The 23,623-nt window shown below is 36.3% G+C and carries 22 protein-coding genes; 8 read left to right on the forward strand and 14 right to left on the reverse strand.

The window, feature by feature from the left end; genetic code table 11:
* Window positions 1-96: 96 nt before the first annotated feature.
* From AC1Z3T_RS04805 to AC1Z3T_RS04820, 4 genes are all read right to left on the reverse strand, one after another.
* A complete protein-coding gene (locus AC1Z3T_RS04805; protein WP_004830945.1) occupies window positions 97-327 on the reverse strand; it encodes a hypothetical protein in 231 nt (76 codons plus the stop codon).
* A gap of 243 nt (window positions 328-570) precedes the next feature.
* A complete protein-coding gene (gene trmA, locus AC1Z3T_RS04810) occupies window positions 571-1,653 on the reverse strand; it encodes a tRNA (uridine(54)-C5)-methyltransferase TrmA (protein ID WP_483396488.1) in 1,083 nt (360 codons plus the stop codon).
* Between the two features lie 153 nt (window positions 1,654-1,806).
* Window positions 1,807-2,706 carry a LysR family transcriptional regulator gene (locus AC1Z3T_RS04815; protein WP_004830943.1) on the reverse strand — a complete coding sequence of 300 codons (900 nt, stop codon included), beginning with the start codon at window positions 2,704-2,706 and terminating at the stop codon, window positions 1,807-1,809.
* 87 nt (window positions 2,707-2,793) lie between these two features.
* The gene (locus AC1Z3T_RS04820; protein WP_004830942.1) at window positions 2,794-3,222 is read right to left on the reverse strand and encodes an HD domain-containing protein; all 429 of its coding nucleotides are present in this window, start codon (window positions 3,220-3,222) and stop codon (window positions 2,794-2,796) included.
* Between the two features lie 135 nt (window positions 3,223-3,357).
* On the opposite strand from AC1Z3T_RS04820, the gene AC1Z3T_RS04825 reads away from it, so the two are divergent.
* Window positions 3,358-3,693: a hypothetical protein gene (locus tag AC1Z3T_RS04825; RefSeq protein ID WP_005029192.1), complete on the forward strand. Its 336-nt coding sequence runs from the start codon at window positions 3,358-3,360 to the stop codon at window positions 3,691-3,693.
* 41 nt (window positions 3,694-3,734) lie between these two features.
* Here the strand turns inward: AC1Z3T_RS04825 and AC1Z3T_RS04830 are convergent, their stop codons facing one another.
* A complete protein-coding gene (locus AC1Z3T_RS04830) occupies window positions 3,735-4,688 on the reverse strand; it encodes a LysR substrate-binding domain-containing protein (RefSeq protein WP_483396489.1) in 954 nt (317 codons plus the stop codon).
* A 307-nt stretch (window positions 4,689-4,995) separates the two neighbouring features.
* On the opposite strand from AC1Z3T_RS04830, the gene AC1Z3T_RS04835 reads away from it, so the two are divergent.
* The 3 genes from AC1Z3T_RS04835 (at window position 4,996) to AC1Z3T_RS04845 (ending at window position 9,141) form a co-directional block, all read left to right on the forward strand.
* Window positions 4,996-6,219, forward strand: a complete 1,224-nt coding sequence (locus AC1Z3T_RS04835) for an acyl-CoA dehydrogenase (RefSeq protein WP_199995701.1) — start codon at window positions 4,996-4,998, stop codon at window positions 6,217-6,219.
* 253 nt (window positions 6,220-6,472) lie between these two features.
* Window positions 6,473-7,789 (forward strand): MFS transporter, encoded by a 1,317-nt coding sequence (locus tag AC1Z3T_RS04840; protein ID WP_042087172.1) that lies wholly within the window; start codon window positions 6,473-6,475, stop codon window positions 7,787-7,789.
* Window positions 7,790-7,911: 122 nt separating this feature from the next.
* Window positions 7,912-9,141 carry a CaiB/BaiF CoA transferase family protein gene (locus AC1Z3T_RS04845; RefSeq protein WP_483396490.1) on the forward strand — a complete coding sequence of 410 codons (1,230 nt, stop codon included), beginning with the start codon at window positions 7,912-7,914 and terminating at the stop codon, window positions 9,139-9,141.
* Window positions 9,142-9,287: 146 nt separating this feature from the next.
* Here AC1Z3T_RS04845 and ppk1 read toward each other — a convergent pair whose 3' ends face one another.
* The 5 genes from ppk1 to AC1Z3T_RS04870 all read right to left on the reverse strand — a co-directional run bounded on the left by ppk1 (window position 9,288) and on the right by AC1Z3T_RS04870 (window position 15,184).
* On the reverse strand, window positions 9,288-11,393 hold the full coding sequence (ppk1, locus tag AC1Z3T_RS04850) for a polyphosphate kinase 1 (protein ID WP_009585017.1): 2,106 nt from the start codon (window positions 11,391-11,393) through the stop codon (window positions 9,288-9,290).
* Between the two features lie 201 nt (window positions 11,394-11,594).
* Window positions 11,595-12,065: a hypothetical protein gene (locus AC1Z3T_RS04855; RefSeq protein ID WP_483396491.1), complete on the reverse strand. Its 471-nt coding sequence runs from the start codon at window positions 12,063-12,065 to the stop codon at window positions 11,595-11,597.
* Window positions 12,066-12,170: 105 nt separating this feature from the next.
* Entirely contained in the window at window positions 12,171-13,259 is a 1,089-nt protein-coding gene (locus AC1Z3T_RS04860) for a hypothetical protein (protein ID WP_483396492.1), read from the reverse strand.
* A 226-nt stretch (window positions 13,260-13,485) separates the two neighbouring features.
* Window positions 13,486-14,406 (reverse strand): ornithine carbamoyltransferase, encoded by a 921-nt coding sequence (argF, locus tag AC1Z3T_RS04865; protein WP_004830931.1) that lies wholly within the window; start codon window positions 14,404-14,406, stop codon window positions 13,486-13,488.
* A 124-nt stretch (window positions 14,407-14,530) separates the two neighbouring features.
* Window positions 14,531-15,184 carry a TetR/AcrR family transcriptional regulator gene (locus AC1Z3T_RS04870; RefSeq protein ID WP_004830930.1) on the reverse strand — a complete coding sequence of 218 codons (654 nt, stop codon included), beginning with the start codon at window positions 15,182-15,184 and terminating at the stop codon, window positions 14,531-14,533.
* A 236-nt stretch (window positions 15,185-15,420) separates the two neighbouring features.
* On the opposite strand from AC1Z3T_RS04870, the gene prpB reads away from it, so the two are divergent.
* Window positions 15,421-16,305, forward strand: coding sequence for a methylisocitrate lyase (gene prpB / locus AC1Z3T_RS04875; protein ID WP_004830929.1), 885 nt, complete (start codon window positions 15,421-15,423; stop codon window positions 16,303-16,305).
* Between the two features lie 4 nt (window positions 16,306-16,309).
* Window positions 16,310-17,446: a bifunctional 2-methylcitrate synthase/citrate synthase gene (gene prpC / locus AC1Z3T_RS04880; RefSeq protein ID WP_100885107.1), complete on the forward strand. Its 1,137-nt coding sequence runs from the start codon at window positions 16,310-16,312 to the stop codon at window positions 17,444-17,446.
* A 60-nt stretch (window positions 17,447-17,506) separates the two neighbouring features.
* On the opposite strand, the gene AC1Z3T_RS04885 is transcribed toward prpC, so the two are convergent.
* The 3 genes from AC1Z3T_RS04885 to AC1Z3T_RS04895 all read right to left on the reverse strand — a co-directional run bounded on the left by AC1Z3T_RS04885 (window position 17,507) and on the right by AC1Z3T_RS04895 (window position 19,741).
* Window positions 17,507-18,142 carry an isochorismatase family protein gene (locus AC1Z3T_RS04885; protein ID WP_100885108.1) on the reverse strand — a complete coding sequence of 212 codons (636 nt, stop codon included), beginning with the start codon at window positions 18,140-18,142 and terminating at the stop codon, window positions 17,507-17,509.
* A gap of 377 nt (window positions 18,143-18,519) precedes the next feature.
* Entirely contained in the window at window positions 18,520-19,107 is a 588-nt protein-coding gene (locus AC1Z3T_RS04890) for a hypothetical protein (protein ID WP_100885109.1), read from the reverse strand.
* A 10-nt stretch (window positions 19,108-19,117) separates the two neighbouring features.
* On the reverse strand, window positions 19,118-19,741 hold the full coding sequence (locus AC1Z3T_RS04895) for a hypothetical protein (protein ID WP_167387388.1): 624 nt from the start codon (window positions 19,739-19,741) through the stop codon (window positions 19,118-19,120).
* A 434-nt stretch (window positions 19,742-20,175) separates the two neighbouring features.
* Between AC1Z3T_RS04895 and AC1Z3T_RS04900 the strand changes: the two genes are divergently transcribed.
* On the forward strand, window positions 20,176-21,480 hold the full coding sequence (locus AC1Z3T_RS04900) for a hypothetical protein (RefSeq protein WP_100885111.1): 1,305 nt from the start codon (window positions 20,176-20,178) through the stop codon (window positions 21,478-21,480).
* A gap of 34 nt (window positions 21,481-21,514) precedes the next feature.
* Here AC1Z3T_RS04900 and AC1Z3T_RS04905 read toward each other — a convergent pair whose 3' ends face one another.
* Window positions 21,515-23,185 carry an FMN-binding glutamate synthase family protein gene (locus AC1Z3T_RS04905; RefSeq protein WP_004830921.1) on the reverse strand — a complete coding sequence of 557 codons (1,671 nt, stop codon included), beginning with the start codon at window positions 23,183-23,185 and terminating at the stop codon, window positions 21,515-21,517.
* Between the two features lie 186 nt (window positions 23,186-23,371).
* Here AC1Z3T_RS04905 and AC1Z3T_RS04910 point away from each other — a divergent pair, with 186 nt between their 5' ends.
* The gene (locus tag AC1Z3T_RS04910) at window positions 23,372-23,587 is read left to right on the forward strand and encodes a hypothetical protein (protein ID WP_042087111.1); all 216 of its coding nucleotides are present in this window, start codon (window positions 23,372-23,374) and stop codon (window positions 23,585-23,587) included.
* Window positions 23,588-23,623: the final 36 nt, after the last annotated feature.

The raw sequence follows: 23,623 nt of genomic DNA on the forward strand, positions 1-23,623 counted from the left end.
TAATTGTATAGAAGCTCAGTTAAAACAGCAAAATTTGTTGTATTTGAATTAAAAAAGCATCCAGTAAACTGAATGCTTTTTATCGGTCATCCATGACTATTGAATAGGTGGATGCTGTAATTGGTTTAACTCTTTTTTACTGAAACCTCTTGAGATCAGTACTTTCTTAATTCCAGTAATCACATCTTGATCTGTAGTGTTCATCAACGCGGATAAGAGTTGATCATTGGATTTACAAGAGCAATCATTTTCAACACATGCAATCTGATTTTTATGTTCATTTTGCACAGTATCTTTAGCCATAAACAGCTTTTGCCAAAAACTCATAGAGCCTTCATACGCAACCTAACATAGTTCGAAATATAGACGTTTTTTTATAAAATTCAAGATGGCTGCTAAGGTAAATGGTCGAGTTATAGACTAAATTTGCCAATCATTGAAAATTTTCTAAGTTGCTTTTTTGAATTTAAATATAAGAAAATATGATATGTTGTTGATATAAATAAATATTATTAAGAAATAAAAATGCCATGAAATCTGTCATGGCATGTCATGGTTGTAATAAATTGTTTAAATCTTTTTAAGCAAAACCCCAGATTCAACATGATGGGTGTAGGGGAATTGATCAAACATTGCAAATTTAACAATTTTATGAGTCTTTGTGAGGGTTTCCAGATTGCTGTAAAGTGTATCTGGATTACATGAGATATAAAGAATCGTCTCGAAACCTTGCAATAATTTTAGCGTATCGTCATCAATCCCTGCACGAGGCGGATCGACAAAAACCGTATCAAATTGATAGCTTTGCACATCAATTTCTGCTTCTTGCAAACGACGGAATTCACGTTCACCATTATAAGCTTGGGTAAATTCTTCAGCAGATAGTCGTGCTACTTGAATATTATCAATCTTGTTTTGTTCAATATTCCATTGCGCTGCATAAACAGAAGACTTCGCTAACTCAGTTGCCAAAACACGATTAAAATTTAATGACAATGGAAGGGTGAAGTTACCATTACCACAATAGAGTTCAAGCAAGTCTTGATTGTCGCCATTCACTGCTTGGCAAGCCCACTGCAACATTTTTTGGCAAACTTGCGCATTAGGTTGAGTAAAACTACTTTCGATTTGTTTATACTGAAATTTTCTTTCAAATACCTGCAATTCTTCAACAACAAACTCATCGCTCAATACTAATTTTTGACCGCGGCTACGTCCAATAATTTTAATATTGAGTTTCTCAGCCAATCGTTTTGCTAAAACTTCCCATTCTTCATTCAAAGGTGCACGATAAATTAATGAGACCAGCATTTCGCCTTTCAGTGTTGCAAGAAAGTGCACTTCAAAAAGACGTTTGGATAAGATCGGATTGGCTTTTAGTTCAGCCAATAAAATTGGCATAAGTTGATTGATACTAAGATCTGCTATAGGAAATTCATTAATACGTGCAACTGTTTTTTGTTGATTTTCATCCCGTTCAAACATGGCATAGAACATATCGTCTTCTGTATGCCAAATACGAAATTCTGCACGCATACGAAAGTTTTGTTCTGGTGAAGCAAAAACTTCAAGTGATGGTGGATTAAATTCAGCAAACTGCGTTTGAATACGTTCAATTTTGGCATCAAGTTGTTGTTGATAAGATGAAGTCATATAAATCAGAAAAACGTTGGAATTAAGCAGTGATGATGGTATCAAAAATAGCTATAGATGGACACTAAATAACAGCCCATCTTACTTAATTTATTCTGCCTATAGATCAGACTCCGTGGATCATTTATTTTCAACACAGGAGTGAAATGCGGACTATCGATTGCTAAGGTGTTCAACCAAATAGTCAATAAACACCCTTACAGCAGGGAGTAAACCACGGCGTGAAGGATAAACTGCGTGAAAAATACCATGAGGTGCTTTCCAATCTGGCAATACACGGACCAATTCACCTGATGCAACAAAATCATTGGCAATCGTATCTGGAAGAAGTGCAATCCCACAGTTTTGACTGGCTAATTTTGCCAGCATCATCAAATCTGATCCCATAAGAACAGGATTGACTTTAATTTTTTTCTGTTGGTTCTGACCATCATGCAAAATCATTTGCTGATCCAAATGTTCATCGACCATACTTAAAATACGATGTTCAGTTAAATCTTCTGGTTTTTTTAGCATCCCAAATTCATTTAAGTAGGCTTGGCTTGCAAGAAGATGTTGCTCAATATTACCAAATTTTCTTAATACTAAACTTGGGTCATCATCTAAATTTGCACGTACGCGCAAAGCAAGATCAAAGCCTTCATTGATAATATCGACGCGGCGGTTACTGACCAACAGTTGAACTTTAATTTCAGGGTAGGCTTTTAAGAAAGCAGGTAAAATTTTGGATAATTCACTTTGGGCAACAGTAACGGGTACACTGACTTTAATCAGTCCTCGTGGTTGTTCGCTGAGATGATCGACCAAATCATGTGCAGATTGAGCTGCATTCATCATGACTTGAGCGTGGCGATATATGTTCATACCAATATCAGTCACAGCAAAATGACGAGAACTACGCTGAATCAGACGAACGCCTAATTTTTCTTCAAGATTATAGACTCGACGACTCAGCTTAGACTTTGGAATATCGGTCGCACGTTCAGCAGCACTAAATCCGCCATGTTCAACCACCAAACCAAAACAGTAAAAATCATCCAAATCAGTCAGCATGAGCCATTCCATTAATGCAACAATCTGGCATTTTTAACCTTAATTGTTGCATTGAGTCAATTGTGAAATTGTGAAAAAACAAAGAGTTTAAGCCGTACCCGCCATCAGAATAAATTGAACCTGTTTATATTCTTCCAATCTTAAAAGATCTTTGGTCGTTGGATGAGGAATACGAGAAAGATCCATATTGTCTGCCACATCAGCTAATTTGACAATTCTTGCAATTGGATTTTTTACAGCACGATAAGCCGCTTCGATACGGGATTCATTTTCTTTTTTGGTCAAGGCAAGGATGGCATCAACAATTTCTTGACTAAAACCAAGGGAAATTAAATCGACCACAGTTGTATCAGTATCTTCTAAAATATCATGCAATACAGCCACAATCTGCTGTTCAGAAGTTTTAACTTTAAACATTAATCTCAATGGATGGAAAATGTAGGGTTGTTGTCCTTTATCTTTTTGACCTGCGTGTTTACGAGCTGCTAAAGCAATCGCTTTTTCAATCGTTGACATAGTATCCTTATCTATCTTTTCTGTATTTATAAAAGGTTTTAACCCGTAATTTTGAACCTTCGATAGCATCGTCTAAATTCAGTGTTTAATTTTGCTAACTGGTTTAAAATACAATTTTATTTTGTTCTAAAGCGTATGCCATTTCAACTGATCACTCTAGAAAATTCTCAAGAAAATGTTACATGCCCCCATTGCAGACATCCAGTTATTGATTGGAATGAAGAGCAATATCTTCAACCCTGTGAACATACTTTGTTTATTGCGATGGATTTAGGTTTTGAATATATCTCAGATGCGTTTGAACAGACAATGCAACGTAGCGTGGATGAAATTCATCAACATGATGATCAAGGGCTTAACATCTTCAATGAATTGAGTCAAAGTACCTATGCAGATTATATCATTTTCAAAACCAGCCTAGGTGCCGTCGGTGCTCAAGAAATTTATCGCTATATCGGCTTTAGTGCTTAAATTTAATTTAAAAATACTCGATGTAGATCCTGATGAGCTGATTATTTCATAAATGTATGTTGGGAGATTTCTACTTCATCAAGCAGCCACTCAACAAATTTCGCAATCAATGGCGATTGTTGTTGTTCTGCATAGACAAAGTAATAGGCACGTGAGCCTTTGAGTTTAATATCAGAGGCAATCACTAAATCACCTGAGCGTAGTTCTTTTTCCAGCAATTTCTGTGGAATAAGTGCAACACCCATATGATGTGTAGCTGCTACAGCAAGCATTGAAAACAATTCATGCCTTTGTCCCTCTAAGGCAAAGGGATGTTCATAGCCATTCACTTCAAACCATTCTTTCCAAATATAGGGGCGTGTGGTTTGTTGTAGTAAAGGTAAAGTTGCTATTTCTTCCGCAGTCAAGCTACGACTTAAATGTCCTGAAGGTGCTTTTAATTTGGGGAAATACTTAAAAATTAAATCAGCTGAACAGACAGGTACCACATCTTCATTCATTAAAAAATGAATTTTTGCACCAGGCCAATTTTCGATTTGTTCGGGTGTTCCCGTATAAATGGCGGCATCAAAAATATGTTCACTGAATAAAAAGGGTTTGGTGCTGGTTTCAAGGTGAATGGTGATTTCTGGATAGACTGCATTGAACTTATATAGTCGGGGTAACAACCAACGTGTAGCAAATGTCGGAACCACACCAAGCTTTAATGTACCGCCTAAACCTTTATGACTGATTAAATCAAGCGTACTTTGTTCAATACCCAATAAATGAGATTTTATATTTTTATAATAGTGTTCACCTGCTTGGGTCAGTTCAACGCCATGTCGAGTTCGATTGAATAAATGTAGTCCCAAAAAATCTTCTAATTGTTGGACTTGACGAGAGATTGCGCTTTGTGTGAGATGCAATTCTTGTGCAGCAAAGGTATAACTCAAATGTTTCGCAGCAGCTTCAAAACAAATTAAAGATTGTAATGAGGGAATCATTCTACGCATATTCTTTCCTTGAATATCTTGGTTTATTTCGAAGTCACACTGAACATCTGCGGATGTCGTTTTTAGCAAAAATAATTCATCAACAATAGTTCCATAATTCTTAATATTTCTAAAAAGCCTATAAAAATACAGCAAGATGATCAGTTATTGAGTTTTATCTACAAAAAATATGAACCTACACTGAATTTATAAAAACATAAGATATGCGTAAATGGAATATCTGAATGAGAATTTATCGTTTGAAAGAATGATTTTTCACACATAACATCAAGGGCAAGAACACAAAATACATCAAGCAGAGGATGCGATGAATCAAATGGTCAATTCAGCAAAAAAACCACGTGTACAGTTTAATTGGCAAGATCCCTTTTTATTGGAACAGCAACTCACTGAAGAAGAGCGTATGATCCGTGATGCTGCCTATGCATATTCACAAGATAAATTGATGCCTAGAGTGCTTGAGCAGTTTCGCCATGAACAGACAGATATTTCAATTTTTCGTGAAATGGGGGAATTGGGGTTATTAGGACCTACAATTCCTGAGCAATATGGCGGTGCAGGGCTTAATTATGTGAGTTATGGTCTGATTGCACGTGAAATCGAGCGTGTGGATTCGGGCTATCGTTCAATGGCGAGTGTACAAAGTTCATTGGTGATGGTACCTATTAATGAATTTGGCTCAGAACAACAGAAGCAGAAATATTTACCAAAACTGGCATCAGGTGAGTTCATTGGCTGTTTTGGTTTAACCGAACCTGATCATGGATCTGACCCAGGAAGTATGATTACACGGGCAAAAAAAGTTGCAGGTGGTTATCGTCTGACGGGTGCGAAAATGTGGATTACCAATAGTCCAATTGCAGATATATTTGTGGTTTGGGCAAAGGAAGTTTCAGCGGAAGGTCATGTCGGTGAGATTCGGGGCTTTATTTTAGAAAAAGGTTGGGAAGGACTTTCAGCACCTGCAATTCATGGCAAGGTGGGTTTGCGTGCCTCGATTACTGGCGAAATTGTCATGGACAATGTTTTTGTTCCTGAAGAAAATGCATTTCCTGAAATTCGTGGTTTAAGAGGTCCTTTTACTTGCTTAAACAGCGCTCGTTATGGAATAGCATGGGGTGCAATGGGCGCTGCTGAGTTCTGTTGGCATACTGCTCATCAATATACAATGGATCGCAAACAGTTTGGTCGTCCTTTGGCAGCAAACCAATTGGTGCAAAAGAAGTTGGCAGATATGCAAACCGAAATTGCACTAGGTTTACAAATTGCTTTGCGCTTTGGACGTATGAAAGATGAGGGAATTGCTTCGGTGGAAGGAACTTCCTTAATTAAACGTAATAACTGCGGTAAAGCCTTAGATATTGCTCGTGTTGCTCGAGACATGATGGGCGGAAATGGCATCAGTGATGAATTTGGGGTTGCTCGCCATCTAGTCAATCTTGAAGTGGTTAATACCTATGAAGGTACACATGATGTCCACGCCTTGATTCTTGGACGCGCACAAACGGGTATCGCTGCTTTTTCTAATTAATTTATAAGTTTTAAAACAGGGATGTTGAATCAGCATCCCTTGAGGCTTTTTTTACCTTAAATTTCACAAAAATAAGGTAAACATATAAACGATAGAAGGATTCATCGTGAAAATATCTCATTATCTTTAACTATTCTACTTAAATACCCTAACTTCACTCCTAGATGGTACTCAATAAAAATAATAAAGAAAGCAATAGAGTAAAGATGAAAGATAAGCGATGACTCATTTGGGAAAATGAGGTAAAGGAAAAATGAACAATGAGGTTCAATCTGTTGCGATTACAGCAAAAGGCACAATGCCTTCGAATATTGGGACTTATGAAAAAATAGGACCCAACACATGGAAATGGGCATTGTTATTTGCATATTTTGCCATGGTGGTTGATGGCGTAGATATTATGTTGTTGTCCTATAGTTTAACCAGTTTAAAGGGTGAGTTTGCATTATCTACTTTTCAAGCGGGTGCTCTAGGGAGTGCATCATTAGCAGGAATGGGGATTGGTGGAATCTTGGGAGGGTGGTCTTGTGATAAGTTTGGTCGGGTGCGCACCATTGCAAATTCGGTGACCTTCTTTTCTGTAGCAACATGTCTATTGGGTTTTACGCAAAGCTTTGAGCAATTTATGGCATTGCGTTTTATTGGTGCATTAGGAATCGGTGCGCTATATATGGCATGTAATACCTTAATGGCTGAGTATGTGCCTACCACTTATCGCACAACTGTATTGGGTACATTACAGACTGGGCAAACAGTAGGCTACATTGTAGCAACACTTTTGGCGGGTGCGATTATTCCAGAACATGGTTGGCGGGTATTATTTTTCATTACAGTCATTCCTGCGTTTATCAATATTTTCTTACAACGATTTGTTCCAGAACCAAAATCTTGGCAGTTGACCAAAATTGATCAAATGCAAACGAAAAAGACGCCTGAAGTTGTAATTCGAGAAAAACCAAAAAGTGGCAGCATCTACAAGCAGATTTTTGCCAACTTTAAACATCGTAAAATGTTTTTACTGTGGATGACGACGGCATTCTTTTTACAATTTGGTTATTACGGTATCAATAACTGGATGCCAAGCTATCTTGAAACTGAAGTGCATATGAATTTTAAAAATCTAACCAGCTATATGGTAGGTTCATATACAGCGATGATTCTAGGCAAAATATTGGCAGGTTATCTCGCAGATAAATTTAATCGTCGAGCAGTATTTGTATTTGGTACGCTTGCCAGTGCGATTTTCCTTCCGGTCATTATTTTCTTTAATACACCAGACAACATTTTGTATTTATTGGTCACGTTTGGCTTCCTGTATGGAATTCCTTACGGTGTGAATGCAACCTATATGGCAGAATCATTCTCGACTGACGTTCGTGGTACAGCAATTGGTGGTGCATATAACATTGGACGTGTTGGTGCTGCAATTGCGCCAGCAACCATCGGATTTTTAGCCTCAGGAGGGACTTTTATGACTGCCTTTATTGTTATGGGGGCTGCATATTTTGTCGCAGGCGTACTTCCTGGATTATTTATTAAAGACCGTCAATATGATCCACAACAACAATAGTTATTGATCTAAACATATTAAGCGGCTTATGGCATATCGTAAATATAACGAATTGTTTGTAAGTCCGATTCAATCATGAGTTTGAGGGAGTGTTAATCACTCCTCGAATAGAGGCAAAATAAATGAGTGCATTAAAAGGAATTCGAGTTTTAGATCTCAGTAGAGTACTTGCAGGTCCGTGGTGTGGGCAAGTGTTGGCAGACTTAGGTGCAGAAGTCATTAAAATCGAACGCCCTAAAGTGGGAGATGATACCCGGATGTGGGGACCACCTTGGATGCTTAATCAACATGGTCAAACTACTCGGGAGTCAGGTTATTACCAATCTGCAAATCGTAATAAATCTTCTGTTGCCATTGATATTGCAACTGTAGAAGGTCAAAAACTGGTACAACATATTGCTCAAACCGCGGATGTGGTCATCGAAAATTTTAAAGCCGGATCATTAAAAAAATATGGTTTGGATTACGCAACTTTGAGCCAGATTAATCCAAAGCTAATTTACTGCTCAATTACAGGCTTTGGTCAAGATGGACCACGTGCTGAAGAGCCAGGCTATGATTTTATCATCCAAGGCATGTCAGGATTGATGAGTATCACGGGAGAACAAGAAGGTGAGTTGGGCGCAAGTTCACAAAAAGTCGGTGTAGCGGTTGTGGATATTCAAACAGGTTTATATGCAACCATTGCGATTCAAGCTGCGATTATTGCTCGCCAGCAAACAGGAGTAGGTCAGTACATTGATTTAGCACTACTCGATGTACAGGTTGCTGGTTTAGCGAATCAAGGAATGAATTATTTAAGTTCAGGTTGTACACCTAAACGGATGGGCAATAGTCATCCTAATATCGTGCCATATCAAACTTTTAAAGCGCGAGACAAAGAATTTATTATTGCCTGTGGAAATGACAAGCAATTTAAAGATTTGTGTATTGCGATAGGCAAACCTGAATTATTGGAAAATTCAAATTACCTTCGTAATCAAGATCGGGTGAAATATCGGCATGAATTAATAGCGATTTTGTCTGAATATTTCCTGACGCATGATGCTAGACATTGGGTAGATGCCATTCATGCTGTCAAAGTGCCTGTAGGTGTGATTAATTCTGTTGCAGATGCTTTACAAGAGCCGCAAATCCAATCTCGTAACATGGTTGTCAATATTCCACATGCGGATAATACTGACTTTAAAATGATTGGTTCACCGATCAAAATGTCAGGAACACCGATTCAATATCGCAAAGCTCCCCCACGTTTGGGAGAGCATACAAAAGAGATTTTAGGGCAACTCTATACTGATAATGAATTACAAGCATTTAAACAACAGGGCATTATTGATGGAATCGGTCTTTAAACACAGTTAAAAATACACAAATATTGAATGCACTTTGTGGTACATGATCAGCACTTCATCTGAGTTAATCAAAATAGCCTTTCTTCTAAAAGATAAAAGAAAGGCTGGAGAATACATATGATTTTGCTAAGTGAAGTAATTGTTGTTTAAGCTGTGGTTGGAAGTGTACGTTGTTGCATTAACACTTGTTGTGCAATATGTACTTCTTCTGCAGCTTTTGGGTTTATTGCATGCCATTGATCATTTGCATCTAATTCCCAAGCGCGAACATTGTCTTTTAGATAGCTGAGTAAACCATAGTCAATGATTTGCTTTTTAAGCTTTTTATCTTCGATTGGGAAGCAGGTTTCAACACGTGAAAACAGATTTCTGCCCATCCAGTCTGCACTGGCACAATACAACTCATCCTGACCATCGTTATAGAAATAATAAACTCGGGTGTGTTCCAGGTAGCGTCCTACAATCGAACGCACGCGAATATTTTCGGAAAGACCTTGTATTTGCGGTCTTAAACAGCAGATTGAACGTATGATCAAATCAATTTTTACACCAGCTTGAGAGGCTGTATACAATGCCGAGATGAGTTTTGGTTCAGTTAAAGCATTTACTTTAATGATAATTCTGGCTTTTTTACCTGCTTTGGCATGTGCTGTTTCTTGTTCAATCAAATGTAAAAGCTGTGCATGTAAGGTGAAGGGTGCATGAAATAATTTTTTCAGCTTTAACAGTTTCCCCATACCAGTTAGTTCTTGGAAGATTTTATGAACGTCCTCACAGATTTCTTCATGTGTCGTAAGTAAACCGTAATCGGTGTACATTCGCGCATTTCCAGCATGATAGTTTCCCGTGCCAAGATGAACATAACGTTTTAGTTTTCCAGCTTCTCGCCGTACAATTAAAATCATTTTGGCGTGGGTTTTGTAGCCAACAATTCCATAAACCACAACTGCACCAGCTTCTTGCAAAATATTAGCCACTGTAATATTGGATTCTTCATCAAAGCGTGCACGCAATTCAATGATGGCCGTAACTTCTTTGCCATTGCGAGCAGCTTCTGCCAACACTTGTACAATTTCTGAATCCGGTCCACTACGGTACAAGGTTTGCTTGATGGCAAGTACGTTTGGATCTTGTGCTGATTCACGCAATAAGTTAATGACGGGTTTAAATGAATCAAACGGATGGTGTAAAAGTACATCTTGCTTAGTCAGTACTTCAAAGATTTTATTCGAATTTCGAAGTGCTTTAGGAATAACAGCTTGATAAGGTTTAAAACGTAATTCAGGAATATCAAAATTGGTGATTAATCGGGTCAAATTAACAGGACCATTCACTTGATATAGGTGTTGTGGATCAAGATCAAACTGTTCTAAAAGATAATGATTGATTGAATGAGGACAATTGTCAGCAATTTCTAATCGAACCGCACGACCAAAACGCCGTGAGGATAACTCGTCTTTCAAAGCAACAGCGAGGTCATCAACATCTTCTGCGAGTGTCAAATCAGCATTCCGTGTCACGCGAAATTGGTAACAGCCCGTTGCAGTCATTCCTGGGAATAAATCGCTGATATGTTGCTGGATGATTGCAGACAGCAAAATATAATGTTCTTCGCCACCTGTCAGTTCATCAGGTAGACGCACCACACGCGGTAATGAACGTGGAGCAGGAACAATTGCCAATTCAATTTGTCGACCAAATGCGTCTTTTCCTTCTAAGGTGACAATAAAATTTAAGCTTTTATTGACCAGTCGAGGAAATGGATGTGCTGGATCCAAGCTGATAGGGGTAACCACAGGTTGAACTTGTTTAAAGAAGTAGTGCTTAATCCAATCCAGATGTTTTTCTAAGATATTGTGATATTGGATGAATTTAACGCCATAGTTTTCAAGTTCTGGTAACAGTATGTGGTTTAGAGTGTCATATTGCTCTTGAATCGCAAGGTGAGCACTTGCTGAGATTTGTTCAATGATCACTTCATTGGGAATGCCATCAGGCGCACTAGTAATGGTTTTGAAGTCAATTTGCTTCATGAGTCCAGCTACACGAATTTCAAAAAATTCATCCAAATTACGTGAAAAAATAATTAAGAAATTTAAACGTTCAAGTAAGGGATGATTTTTATCTTTGGCTTGTGCCAATACGCGTTTATGAAATTCTAGCAATGAAATTTCACGATTGATGTAGCTACTTGAACTGTGTTGAAATTCAGTTGAGGATAAATTTTTTGAAGCGGGCATGATCTGCGTCATTTGAAACTGTCTTAACGACCTTGATGGGCATAGTAAGTATTCTACATGACAAAATTGTTACAGTTAGCTAAAATATTGAAAATTATTTCAATTTTAACATATTTGTAAATTATTTTTAAAACGATACTTAAACAGGGGTTCTTGGGGATATCGCTTCAAAATCTTGTTCTATCAAACTGTTGAAGCGTGGAAATGTCAATTTTAAAATTGACATTGATCATTTTTAAGTTTTAGCTCATATACTTTTTCTGCTGAACTTAGTTTCATTTTCACATAATAGGGATTTCGTCTTTGGAATTCATTTTCAAAAATTAAACCACAGTTTTCAAGCATACCTTGCATGAGAAATTGCTGGGTTTTTTCTTTACCCATGCTGTCAGCAAACTGTTTGAAATTTTCGGATGTAATAATTCCTTCGAGATCAATGTGATCATGATACAAACGTATTTTTTCGATCACAGTATTTTGGTCAATTTGAACCGGTAATACACGTGAATCCTCATCACTTAAGGCATTTAAAACATCATCTAAATTTTTTGAATCCTTAATTTTGTAATTTTGTTCAATAAGTTGATTTTGAATTAAATAGTCATCCAATTCAGTTGCATAACTCTGGATGGATAAGCTCAGTAAAAGGGTTGTTATTGATGAAGATATTATTTTGAAATTCATTTGAATAATACACTTATTAAAAATATGGATTTATTATACTCAATCAAACAATATGTACCAGTGTTGTGACTTACTTTTATCAAAAGCTTACATCATTCACCTATGTTAAGGTGTTGGAAAAAAATGCAGAACTCGATTTGCTTCTTTTTCAAAATGCTTTAAAGCGTCTTGATCAGGTGGTTGTATATTGCACATACCTAAATTTGAGTTTTTTTCGACATCACAGGTGTATCTCCAATCACCGCGATGAAATAAACTATAATTTGCCGTTTTGTTTACCCTATAGTCATACACTTGGTTATGATCATCCCAAATCACAGTCATAGCATTGGTTTCACATTGATCCATATCAGCAAGTGTAGAATTATAATAAGTTAGTTTTTGATCGATAAAAAATAAATTGTATTGATAATCTCCAAAAAAATTTTCACATTTCGAATTATTTTTTTTCTTTGCTTTTATATTGATTGCGGTAAATTTATATCCATCTAGCTCAGCATCATATCGATTTGCACTATAAATTTTTTCTAAATTTTCTAATTCATCTGGGTAAGGGGATTTTAGTGTGTATGATTTGTAATTAGGAATTGATCTAATTTTTTGATTGTCAAAATAGCCTCTATATTTGTGAGTTTTAAAAAATTGATAAGGAGGAGGTTGATCAGGATTTAAAGCACCTAGAACCTGATCTCCTATTGTAAAGCCTAATTGATTTAAGGTTAATGTACCATATACACCTTGATAACCATTGTTTATAGACACAGGCTGTACTAAACGGCTGTGTTCAGAGGCTGCTGTTCGAATTTGTAAACTACCTAAAGACCTTGTTTGGAATGGAAAACTAACATTAAAGTTTTTAAGTTTGTATATAGCAGCAATAGATAAAGGAACATCAAATGTTAAAGTGTTTGAGTTGTTCGTTTTGATTGCTGTAATTTTGAGTTGTTTATATTTTTTTTCGATACAGGGTAATCCTAGAAAACCACATTTTTTTACTGTTCCAGTTAGACCTAATACACTGTAATTAGGATGATAGACGGCATAACCTTCAATCGGTATGTTTAGCATTTCATTTTTTTGTTGCTGACTCAATGTGCCAGATGTGTCATATAGATCAAGTGTTATGATTAAGTTTTTTGCATGTTGAATTGATGTAACTGTGATTAAAAAGCAACTGAATATAAATTTTTTCATTGTTAATACCATATTTACACGAACTCGAATATTCAATGATTTTAATATGATTTAATTTTAATAAACAGTTGTTGTAGATAAATGTAATAATTGACAAGCCCTAAATATTGAAACTACCCAAAAAATATGATCAAGTCATGGAAGTATAAAAACAACCTTCAAATCAAAATAAGCACCATAATTGGTGCTTATTTTATGGATATGATCTGATCATAACTTTAGAAAACTAATCTTTTTTTAAGTTTTCATTGATCAAGAATTCAACCAATGCTTTTTGTGCATGTAAGCGATTTTCTGCTTCATCCCACACCACTGCATTTTTATGATCCAACATATTTTCAGAAACTTCCTCACCACGATGTGCAGGAAGACAATGCATAAATAAACAATCAGGATGTGCTAAATCCATCAATTTTTCATTGACCTGATAAGCAGCGAAAGCTTTTTCACGAATTTTTTGTTCTTCCTCTTGTCCCATACTTGCCCAAACATCGGTGACTATGAGGTCTGCATTTACAGCAGCATCTTCAGCAGATTCAAACAGTTCAACACAATGGGCAAACTCAGAAAGAAATTCTGGTTTTGGTTCATAACCTTTTGGCGAAGCAATTTTTAATTTAAAACCCCACATATGTGCTGCTTCAATATAGGAGTTACACATATTATTGCCATCCCCAATCCAAGCCACTGTCTTTCCTTCAATTGAACCACGATGTTCAACAAAGGTCTGTACATCAGCCAATAACTGGCATGGGTGATGGTCATCGGTCAATGCATTGATCACGGGCACAGAAGAATATTCAGCAAAACGTTCGACAATATCATGACCAAAAGTACGAATCATGACGATATCAAGCATACTAGAAATGACTCGAGCTGAATCTTCAATCGGCTCACCACGTCCAAGTTGTGTATCACGAGATGATAGAAAAATTGCACTGCCACCAAACTGGCTCATACCAGCTTCAAAGGAGACACGAGTACGGGTGCTCGACTTTTCAAAAATCATCCCCATGACTTTTCCAACAAAAGGTTGGAATACTTCGTTATTGTGCTGTTTTCGCTTTAACTCTATAGCGCGTTCGATGATGCGATTCAGTTCAGCAGTGGATAAGTCACGTAAAGTAAGAAAATGTCGTAGAGCCATGGTTACTCCACAATAATTGTCTAGTCAAAGCCAATAGCGAATTGACCAACAATTCATTGTTGGTTGATGAAAATAAAAAGGAGAATCATCTAATATACTATATGAATATGAAAACGCAAAAAAATTAGACCTTTTGATGCCCTTGTAGGAAGCGATCTACGCAATAACTGATGCAATCGAGTATTTCTTGATCAGAATCTTTAATTTCAATCCCCATCAAGATTCGCCATTCTAAATTTCTAAGGATGCCAAAATAGAATTGTGCTGAATAAAGTGGATTTTCACAGACCAGTTTTTGGTTTTCTGCATAACGTTCTAAAGCACTGGCAATCGAAAGTTGGACTTGTTTGGGACCCTTTTCATGAATATAGAGTGCCAATTGTGGATCTTTTTGTGAGCGTTCAAAGATCAGACGTATAAATGCAATGTTATCGGGCATGATCATATGCTTATAGAAGGTGATTAAGGTATTAATTAGATAAGCCCGAAGATCATTACATGTTGGATTAAAGGGCATACAAACATCTTTAAAGAAAAGATCACGGCGATAGTCGCAAATTGCGGTAAATAGACCTTCTTTATTGCCGAAATACTTATAAATCGATGCTTTTGAACCACCCGCATGATTGACAATGTCATCGAGTGACACTGCATCATAACCATGTTCCAAAAAAAGTTGATTTGCACTAATCAATAATGCCAAACGACGTTCATGACCACGTTTTGTTTGTGGAAAATCACATCCAGAGGCTTCAATATGTGCTAAATCTTGGTTCATAAATTGCGAATAAAAAGTACGTTGTAATTATTATAGCAAAAATGTCAATAAATTTCTTTGTCAGTATTGATTTGTCTTGTTTGATTAGAAATTGTGCATTAAATTGAAAAAATGAATCAAAATTCATTTTTCTTTGACTAAAGTTTTAGAGTAATATACCTAAATGGTCATATGCGATTTACAAATTATGGCTATACTCAAAACTCAATAAACAAGTGACCACTGTGGAAGGGAATATGACACAACAAACGTCTGCAGGCTTAAGATTTAGACAAGCGCTAGAAGTGGAAAAACCATTACAAATCATTGGTACAGTCAATGCCTATGCCGCAATGATGGCGAAACAAGTGGGTTATAAAGCAATCTATGTTTCAGGCGCTGGGGTAGCCAATTATTCATATGGTTTACCAGATTTAGGGATGACGAGCTTAGACAATGTATTGGAAGATGTTCGCCGTATTACAGAACGTGTAGACACACCATTATTGGTCGATATTGATACAGGTTGGGGCGGTGCTTTTAATATTGCACGTACAATAAAACAAATGATTAGTGCAGGTGCTGCTGCTGTTCATATCGAAGATCAAGTGGCGCAAAAGCGTTGCGGGCACCGTCCAAATAAAGAAATCGTTTCTCAGCAAGAAATGGTCGATCGTATTAAAGCAGCAGTCGATGCTAAAACCGATTCAAACTTTGTCGTAATGGCACGTACAGATGCCTTACAAAAAGAAGGATTGCAAGCGGTTATTGACCGTGCATGTGCCTGTGTTGAAGCGGGTGCTGACGCAATATTTGCTGAAGCCATGACGGACATCACTATGTATAAAACCGTATGTGATGCAGTAGGTGTACCTGTACTTGCCAATATTACCGAATTTGGTGATACCCCGTATTACACCACTGAAGAGTTAGGTGAGCAGGGCATTAGCATGGTGCTATATCCATTATCTGCAACACGTGCAATGCAAAAAGCTGCACTCGAAGTTTTTCGATCTATTCGTGAAAATGGTACTCAAGTCAATGTATTGGATACCATGCAACAACGTAAAGAGCTTTACGAATTCCTTGATTATCACACTTTTGAAAATACTCTAGACAAGCTGTTCACGCAGGAGAAATAATAAAATGGCTGAAGGAAAAGTACTCACAGGCGCAGGATTGCGCGGTCAAGTTGCTGGTAAAACAGCACTTTCTACTGTAGGTAAAAGTGGCGCAGGTTTAACCTATCGTGGTTACGATGTGCAAGACCTTGCAGAAAATTGCCAATTTGAAGAAGTTGCTTATCTGATTTTCTTTGGTGAATTACCGACTGCAGAACAATTGGCTGCATATAAGGCAAAATTAAAATCTTTGCGTCAATTACCACAAGCGTTAAAAGAAGTCTTGGAACGTATTCCTGCTGATTCACACCCAATGGATGTGATGCGCACAGGCGTTTCAATGTTAGGTAATCTTGAAACAGAAAAGTCATTTGAACAACAGCAAGATGTTGCAGATCGTATTCTAGCGACTTTGCCTGCAATCATTTGTTATTGGTATCGTTTTAGCCATGATGGCGTGCGTATTGAAGAAAATACCGATGATGATTCAATTGGCGCTCAATTCCTGCATTTACTTCGTGGTGAGAAACCGAATGAATTGCATGAACAAGTGATGAATGTTTCGTTAATTCTTTATGCTGAGCATGAGTTTAATGCATCTACATTCACTGCGCGTGTTTGTGCATCAACCTTGTCTGATATGCATTCATGTATTACAGGTGCAATTGGTTCACTTCGTGGTCCATTGCATGGTGGTGCAAATGAAGCGGCTATGGAAATGATTGAAAACTGGACCTCTCCTGAACAAGCTGAGCGTGAAATGCTGGGCAAGCTTGAGCGTAAAGAAAAAATCATGGGCTTTGGTCATGCGATCTATAAAGACAACGATCCTCGTAACGGCATTATCAAAATTTGGTCTGAGCGTTTAGCAAAAGATGTAGGTGATACAGTACTTTATCCAGTATCTGTTCGTTGTGAAGAAGTGATGTGGCGTGAGAAGAAATTGTTCTGTAATGCAGACTTCTTCCATGCATCTGCTTATCACTTTATGGATATTGCGACTAAATTGTTTACCCCAATTTTTGTGATGTCTCGTGTTACTGGTTGGGCTGCACATGTCATGGAACAACGTGCAGACAATCGTATTATTCGTCCAAGTGCGGATTATACAGGACCAGAACTTCGTAAAGTTGTTCCAATCGCTGAACGTTCAGCTACCTAATTTTCAATTATTAGCATGTTTATAGATAAAGCCTGAATTCAGGCTTTATCTATGTATTGTTCAACGAAAAAACGATAATCTTTTTATCACCTCATGTGTTGATGAAATTTCTGCAACACAGAGTGAAAGGCTTGTTAAAGTCGCTTTTTGAACCGCTTGTGCACTCATTGCTCCAGCACCTAGATCGGGATGATCCATAGTGGCTGTACCATCAGATACAAAAATCACTTTATAATTTCTAAAATGTGCATCACGGGCAGTCGATTCACAACACATATTTGTTACTGTTCCTGTAATAATAAGCGTCTCAATTCCTAATTTTTTTAGATACTGATCTAAATCGGTGTTGTAGAAAGCACTGTAACGATTTTTTTTAATAACAAGCTCATCTTTTTGCGGTGCAAGATCAGGGTAAATTTCAACACCTTCGGTGTCATCTACCAAAGCTGATTGTTGATCTATCGGAGACCAAAAATCTGACATCAGCCCCATATCGCTTCGGTCTTTTTGATGTACATGAGTTGTATAGATTATTGTTAACCCTTTTTCTCTGCTTATCGTAACTAAACTTTTTATATTGGGAACAATTTCTGTTGCCATTGGGACCCACATGGATGCATCAGGTTTAACAAAATCGTTTTCCATGTCTATGATCAACAGTGCAGTTTTTTTAGGATTGTCGATTTCAAATTTCATTACTTTTCCTTAATTTATAAAGTGATTACGTTTTTACATCATTGGATCGAGAACAAATAAAAAGCATATAAAACGTTTATTTTTTATTTAAACTTAATTATTAGATCATGATTTTTAGAGGTAAATGATACTTTGTTAGTATAATTTTATACTTGATAACGTCCATCTGGGGGGAGATGTAATGAGTTTTAAATATGAATTTTAGAAAATTAAAAGCATATTCCTTGAGGAATCATGAGGATTCAATCCTTAACAACTTACAGGAAAGTAAGATGGATATGGATTTATTGTATGTTAAGAATGTTTTAATGACGCCAAATAAAATTGATGGATGATGATATGTTTATTTTATAGTAGTGCCTCCTAGGAGGCTTTACTTATTGAGGAAGCTGACCATTAGGGAAAAGAATCACAACTTCTTCACGTGTATACCCCTCATCAAACGGTAAGCTGAGAGATTCAAAAGTAATCAGAGCACCTTTATTTTTTGGTAATTCAAATGCTTGTTTAAGTTTAATGTTCGGGCTGTAACTGGTTAAGTTCATTGCTTTACTTTGATTTTGGGTATTCTGTACTGTGAATACTGAACTATATACGCTACTCAATGGTATCGAATCTTGAGACGTTGATGCATTTTGTTCGAGTAGATTTAGCTTAAAATCATCTACACCCAATGTTTTAAGTGGTTTAAGTTGTGTTTGAATCTTGGCAAGCGTTTGATTAAATATGGCTTGATCTTTAATCGCCATGAATCTTTCGTCATATTTGGGTAAATCGTAATGTTTTTCGTTCAGTGAATAACGGTAAACTTTAGGAACGGAATAGCTTGTTGAATTTTCAGCAACAAGAAGATTATTGGTCTTAGAATCATAACCGAGAACTTGCACAGTAATATTGCCGTAATCATTGGCTAAAGCAACAGAACTGAACACCAATAAAATGCTCGATGTGATTATTTTTAACATTTTTGCCTCATCATTTTTTAGGTAATAATAAAACAGGATCTTCAATATCATAACCTGTTTCTTCAGGAATACCGTAATATTTGACAATAACTAACATCTTATTCTGATTGGGTATGACATAATTTTGTGTGATTTTTATTGTTTTAGCATAGTGAACAGCCTGTTGATTGTTGCTTTTTAAAACAGGGGTGTTAACGCTGTATATGCTTTTGTATTCAGGAATCTTTTCTGATTGATCATGCCAAGCAGGAACGTATTGTGTTTGACTTTTCATGATCTGAATCTTTGCCGTATTGGCATTGCCAGTGAGCAGAGGTATCAATCGCTTTTTTATTTTCGCGAGGTCTTTTTCAAATTGAGTACCATCTTGATCATAATCAATTTGGTGAGTTTTAGGATGAACATAGAGGGATTTAACTTCAATCAAACGATCTGGTGATTTGCTATTTAACTGGTAATAATATAATTGTGCTAGGCGTCCACTTTCATCTTCAAAATGTCTGAGCAAATAAAGTTTTTGTTCTTTTGTTTCATAGCCGAGTACTTCAATATGTTGACCACCTCCCACAGTAGCATAACAATGTAATGACATTGTAAGAGTCATGCCGATGAATAAGTATTTTAAAAAGTGCATGAGTTGATATTCTTTTGATACGTGATTGTTATTTTGCATAATTTTTATCCAATTAAACGTAGTCTTTAAGTAATTCATGTGTTGTATAACTACAGACTTTATTTGTTCACTTTTTTCAACACCTGATTAAATTTAAAATTCGTTCTTTCTCTGCTTTTTTATAGAGTGAGGAATATGTAAAAATGTCGATATTTTTTAACCATTTATCCTCCTGTTTGGATGATGGAATGTGATAGGTGAGCATTTACTTGTAGATGTAAAATGACCAGGTACTGATGTTTTAAACTTAAATGTAATATGTAGAAAAATGATGATTTAAAACTTTATTTTGTTATCAGTATCCATCAATATTTGGGTTATAATCAATTGCTGTTTTTAATATGAAAAAGATATGGTTAAACAATATCTTTAGATAGAATTTAAGCTTATAAGAAATGATGCATATAGATAATCTTGCTGAAGAAAGTGGAAATATTAGTTTTGTAGAATATACAGCAACAGGGATATTCATCTTAAAAATTGAAAAAAGAAAATATCGTGGGACGAAAATACAATCACAAGTTTTTGAATTACACGATGATGTCCAAGTAATTTTTAATTCTTTGGATAAGGATATATATGCGGTATTCAATAAAACCAAGCAAATACTTTATTTGAATGACCAGATTCAATCAGTTGATCACTTTGATGCAGTATTGAATTTGCGTAAATCATTCAGTTTTAGCATGGCTGTTTTGTTGTTTACTCTCGTTGTATATCCTTTTTATCAATATTTTATGGATGGAACTATTTATTATTTTGATACGTTTATGCATTTGGCAATACTGACTTTGGTCAGTTGCTTTGTTTACTTTATTTTTGAATGTCTAAAATTAAATCGACAAAAAACCAGCAATATTGAAGCTTTGTTTCATATGTTAAAGCTACCTGTCTTGAGTAAAAGAACTTTAGACAGTTTAAAACTCACGAATTCATATTTCTATGAGTTCGATCAATTGTATGATTTAAGCTTAATCAATCAGTTGAGGCATGGTCGAAATGATAGAGAATTAAAAACTCAATTAGAGCAGCACACTCAAAAATTGGTCAAGTTTGGTTTAACTCAACATGAACTTGCCAAATTTAAAGTGGAATCCATTTCTGGAAGATTGGATCAATATATAATAGAAAAGAGGGAATCAACCACTGCATATCCTGATGCATTAACTGAAGTGAGATTTAATCTACAAGGAACAAATTTCTATAGTTATTTAGATGATTTCCACTTTGTTCAAGATACTGATGTAAAGATGATCATTTCACAACAAGGTGATTCAATAGGTCAATATGCTTGGTTGATTTATGATTATCATCAGTATTTAACCATAGATGAGGAGTTGCTACAGGTATTACAAAGACCGCGATTCCCACAAAGTGACCACGAAAAATATATAGAAACTTTAAGATTAATATTAGGTTTTATTGTTTTAGTTAGCTTTATCTTATTTGATATTTTTGCAGCCTGTGTTGCATTTATTATCAGTATAGCAGGCTATTATTATTTTCAATTTTGTTATGCTGTTTTCTTAAAATTTTCATTCAGCAAAGATATTTATGCTTATTTGGGATATCAATGCGTTGAATTATTTCAAACGGCAAATCTTAAGCAATTGAGGCAGGGCAATTTTAAACCTGTTCGTCTAACTTCAATTGCACGACCAAGTCGTACAGGATTTAACATCGAAAAAAGGAGATCATGATGATCTCCTTAATCAGATGGTTAGTTCTAGTTGTTTAAAAGCGTTCAGCGCTTGCTAAATTCCACATTCTAAAATAGAAATTTTCTTCATCTTTGTCTTCACAACACAATAACTCACCATCTTTCATCCAAAAGTGCAATTGAGCATAATTCTTGATTTCACGGTCATTAATACGTTGCGCAAGATGATGTGCTTTGATTTCAGCTGGGTGTTGTAAGCCTGCTGCAGCAATCATTTCAGCCAGTGCTTTTAAGGTGTTTTTTTGAAAGTTGAATACACGATCTGCTTTTGATGGAACATCAAGTGCTTTTTGGCGTTCTTTATTTTGTGTTGCGACACCTACTGGGCATTGGTTGGTATGGCAGCTTTGAGCTTGGATACAGCCAACCGCAAACATAAAGCCTCGTGCTGAATTGACCCAATCTGCACCCATTGCCATCGTGCTTGCAATATCAAAGGCGCTGATAATCTTACCACTTGCCCCGATTTTAACTTGGGAGCGTAAACCTGCGCCGACGAGGGTATTGTGAACAAACAGTAGACCTTCACGCAAAGGTGTTCCCATATGATCAATTAATTCAATTGGAGCTGCACCTGTACCACCTTCTGAACCATCCACAACGATAAAGTCAGGTACAATTTTGGTTTGTAACATTGCTTTGACAATACTCATAAACTGCCAAGGCTGACCAATACATAGTTTAAATCCGACAGGCTTACCATTCGATAATTCACGTAATTGCTGAATAAAGTACATCATTTCAATCGGTGTACTAAATGCTGAATGCGACGCTGGTGAAACACAGTCAACATCCATTGAAACACCACGTATTTCAGCGATTTCTTTAGTAATTTTATCTTTTGGCAGGATTCCACCGTGACCAGGTTTTGCGCCTTGTGAAAGTTTAATTTCAATCATTTTGATTTGGGGCAAAGCAGCTTGTTGCTTAAATTTTTCAGGATCAAATTTACCATCAAGAGTACGGCAGCCAAAGTAACCACTGGCAATTTCCCAAACAATATCACCACCTGGTTTGAGGTGATAAGGGCTTAGACTTCCTTCACCAGTATCATGATAAAAGTTGCCTTTTTTTGCGCCTGTATTCAAAGCCAAAATAGCGTTAGCACTTAAACTACCAAAGCTCATTGCAGAGATATTCATGATCGATGCGCTATAGGGTTGAGTGCATTGATCATTGCCGATACTGATTCTGAATGTATTAAAGTCAGCGGGAGTTTTAGGTGTCATCGAGTGAGTTAAGAAACGATAATCTTCTTGATATACATCAATAATTGAGCCAAAGGGTTTGTCTGCATTTTCATTTTTGGCACGTTGATAAACAAGACTTCGTTGTGCACGTGAAAAGGGTAAAGCATCATTATCAGATTCAATAAAATATTGACGGATTTCAGGGCGTATATCTTCAAAGAAAAAGCGAAAATGTCCCATCAAAGGGTAATTTCTTAGAATAGAATGTTGTGTTTGAATAATGTCGGCAAAACCTATCGCAGCAAGGATCGAGAAAACAACCCATGCTAAATTCAGAACGGTGTCTGAAAAGAAATAATAGATATAATGACCTTCATTAAAAAAAATAATCCAAGTTAAAAATAACGAGAGAAAAATACAAATAAACCAAACGGAATAACGGGAGAAAAATGTATTTAAAAGTTGATGTCGAATTGCTTGCGCAGGGCTTGCCATGTTGGAATATCTCTTTCATTATCTGGTGTTAAGTTGCCTAAATTTACAAAAGAGCTCAAGTAACGATTTGTTAGGCTTGAGAATGGTTCTAGATTAATACAGGAATGATTTCTTTTTTTGAAGATTTGAGGTACTTTGCCTATATTGTGTGTCGAATAATGTATCGAAAATAAAAAGGAATCGAAAATGTTTGAAGAGTTTCTGACAAAATTGTTAAACCCTAGTATCAGTTTTTTAGCCATTTATGTTTCTGTGATTGTTGTTATTGCTTATATCGGGCTATTGTTCCAGTTTTTTAAAATAAAGAACCTAAAGCAGGAAAACGAGACATTAAAGCATCAGTTAAGTTCCCAAGCTCACTCAAAAATCAGCTTAAGCAAACATGAGGGAATTATTTCTTAAAATTATGTTGAAAGTAAATTGATAGAAATAAAGCCT

Source organism: Acinetobacter sp. B-6 (assembly GCF_056930735.1).

Coding starts and splice junctions, on each gene's coding strand:
- AC1Z3T_RS04805 (WP_004830945.1), bottom strand. CDS start 327: ATGAGTTTTTGGCAAAAGCTGTTTATGGCTAAAGATACTGTGCAAAAT.
- trmA (WP_483396488.1), bottom strand. CDS start 1,653: ATGACTTCATCTTATCAACAACAACTTGATGCCAAAATTGAACGTATT.
- AC1Z3T_RS04815 (WP_004830943.1), bottom strand. CDS start 2,706: ATGCTGACTGATTTGGATGATTTTTACTGTTTTGGTTTGGTGGTTGAA.
- AC1Z3T_RS04820 (WP_004830942.1), bottom strand. CDS start 3,222: ATGTCAACGATTGAAAAAGCGATTGCTTTAGCAGCTCGTAAACACGCA.
- AC1Z3T_RS04825 (WP_005029192.1), top strand. CDS start 3,358: ATGCCATTTCAACTGATCACTCTAGAAAATTCTCAAGAAAATGTTACA.
- AC1Z3T_RS04830 (WP_483396489.1), bottom strand. CDS start 4,688: ATGCGTAGAATGATTCCCTCATTACAATCTTTAATTTGTTTTGAAGCT.
- AC1Z3T_RS04835 (WP_199995701.1), top strand. CDS start 4,996: ATGAATCAAATGGTCAATTCAGCAAAAAAACCACGTGTACAGTTTAAT.
- AC1Z3T_RS04840 (WP_042087172.1), top strand. CDS start 6,473: ATGAACAATGAGGTTCAATCTGTTGCGATTACAGCAAAAGGCACAATG.
- AC1Z3T_RS04845 (WP_483396490.1), top strand. CDS start 7,912: ATGAGTGCATTAAAAGGAATTCGAGTTTTAGATCTCAGTAGAGTACTT.
- ppk1 (WP_009585017.1), bottom strand. CDS start 11,393: ATGACGCAGATCATGCCCGCTTCAAAAAATTTATCCTCAACTGAATTT.
- AC1Z3T_RS04855 (WP_483396491.1), bottom strand. CDS start 12,065: ATGAATTTCAAAATAATATCTTCATCAATAACAACCCTTTTACTGAGC.
- AC1Z3T_RS04860 (WP_483396492.1), bottom strand. CDS start 13,259: ATGAAAAAATTTATATTCAGTTGCTTTTTAATCACAGTTACATCAATT.
- argF (WP_004830931.1), bottom strand. CDS start 14,406: ATGGCTCTACGACATTTTCTTACTTTACGTGACTTATCCACTGCTGAA.
- AC1Z3T_RS04870 (WP_004830930.1), bottom strand. CDS start 15,184: ATGAACCAAGATTTAGCACATATTGAAGCCTCTGGATGTGATTTTCCA.
- prpB (WP_004830929.1), top strand. CDS start 15,421: ATGACACAACAAACGTCTGCAGGCTTAAGATTTAGACAAGCGCTAGAA.
- prpC (WP_100885107.1), top strand. CDS start 16,310: ATGGCTGAAGGAAAAGTACTCACAGGCGCAGGATTGCGCGGTCAAGTT.
- AC1Z3T_RS04885 (WP_100885108.1), bottom strand. CDS start 18,142: ATGAAATTTGAAATCGACAATCCTAAAAAAACTGCACTGTTGATCATA.
- AC1Z3T_RS04890 (WP_100885109.1), bottom strand. CDS start 19,107: ATGTTAAAAATAATCACATCGAGCATTTTATTGGTGTTCAGTTCTGTT.
- AC1Z3T_RS04895 (WP_167387388.1), bottom strand. CDS start 19,741: ATGCACTTTTTAAAATACTTATTCATCGGCATGACTCTTACAATGTCA.
- AC1Z3T_RS04900 (WP_100885111.1), top strand. CDS start 20,176: ATGATGCATATAGATAATCTTGCTGAAGAAAGTGGAAATATTAGTTTT.
- AC1Z3T_RS04905 (WP_004830921.1), bottom strand. CDS start 23,185: ATGGCAAGCCCTGCGCAAGCAATTCGACATCAACTTTTAAATACATTT.
- AC1Z3T_RS04910 (WP_042087111.1), top strand. CDS start 23,372: ATGTTTGAAGAGTTTCTGACAAAATTGTTAAACCCTAGTATCAGTTTT.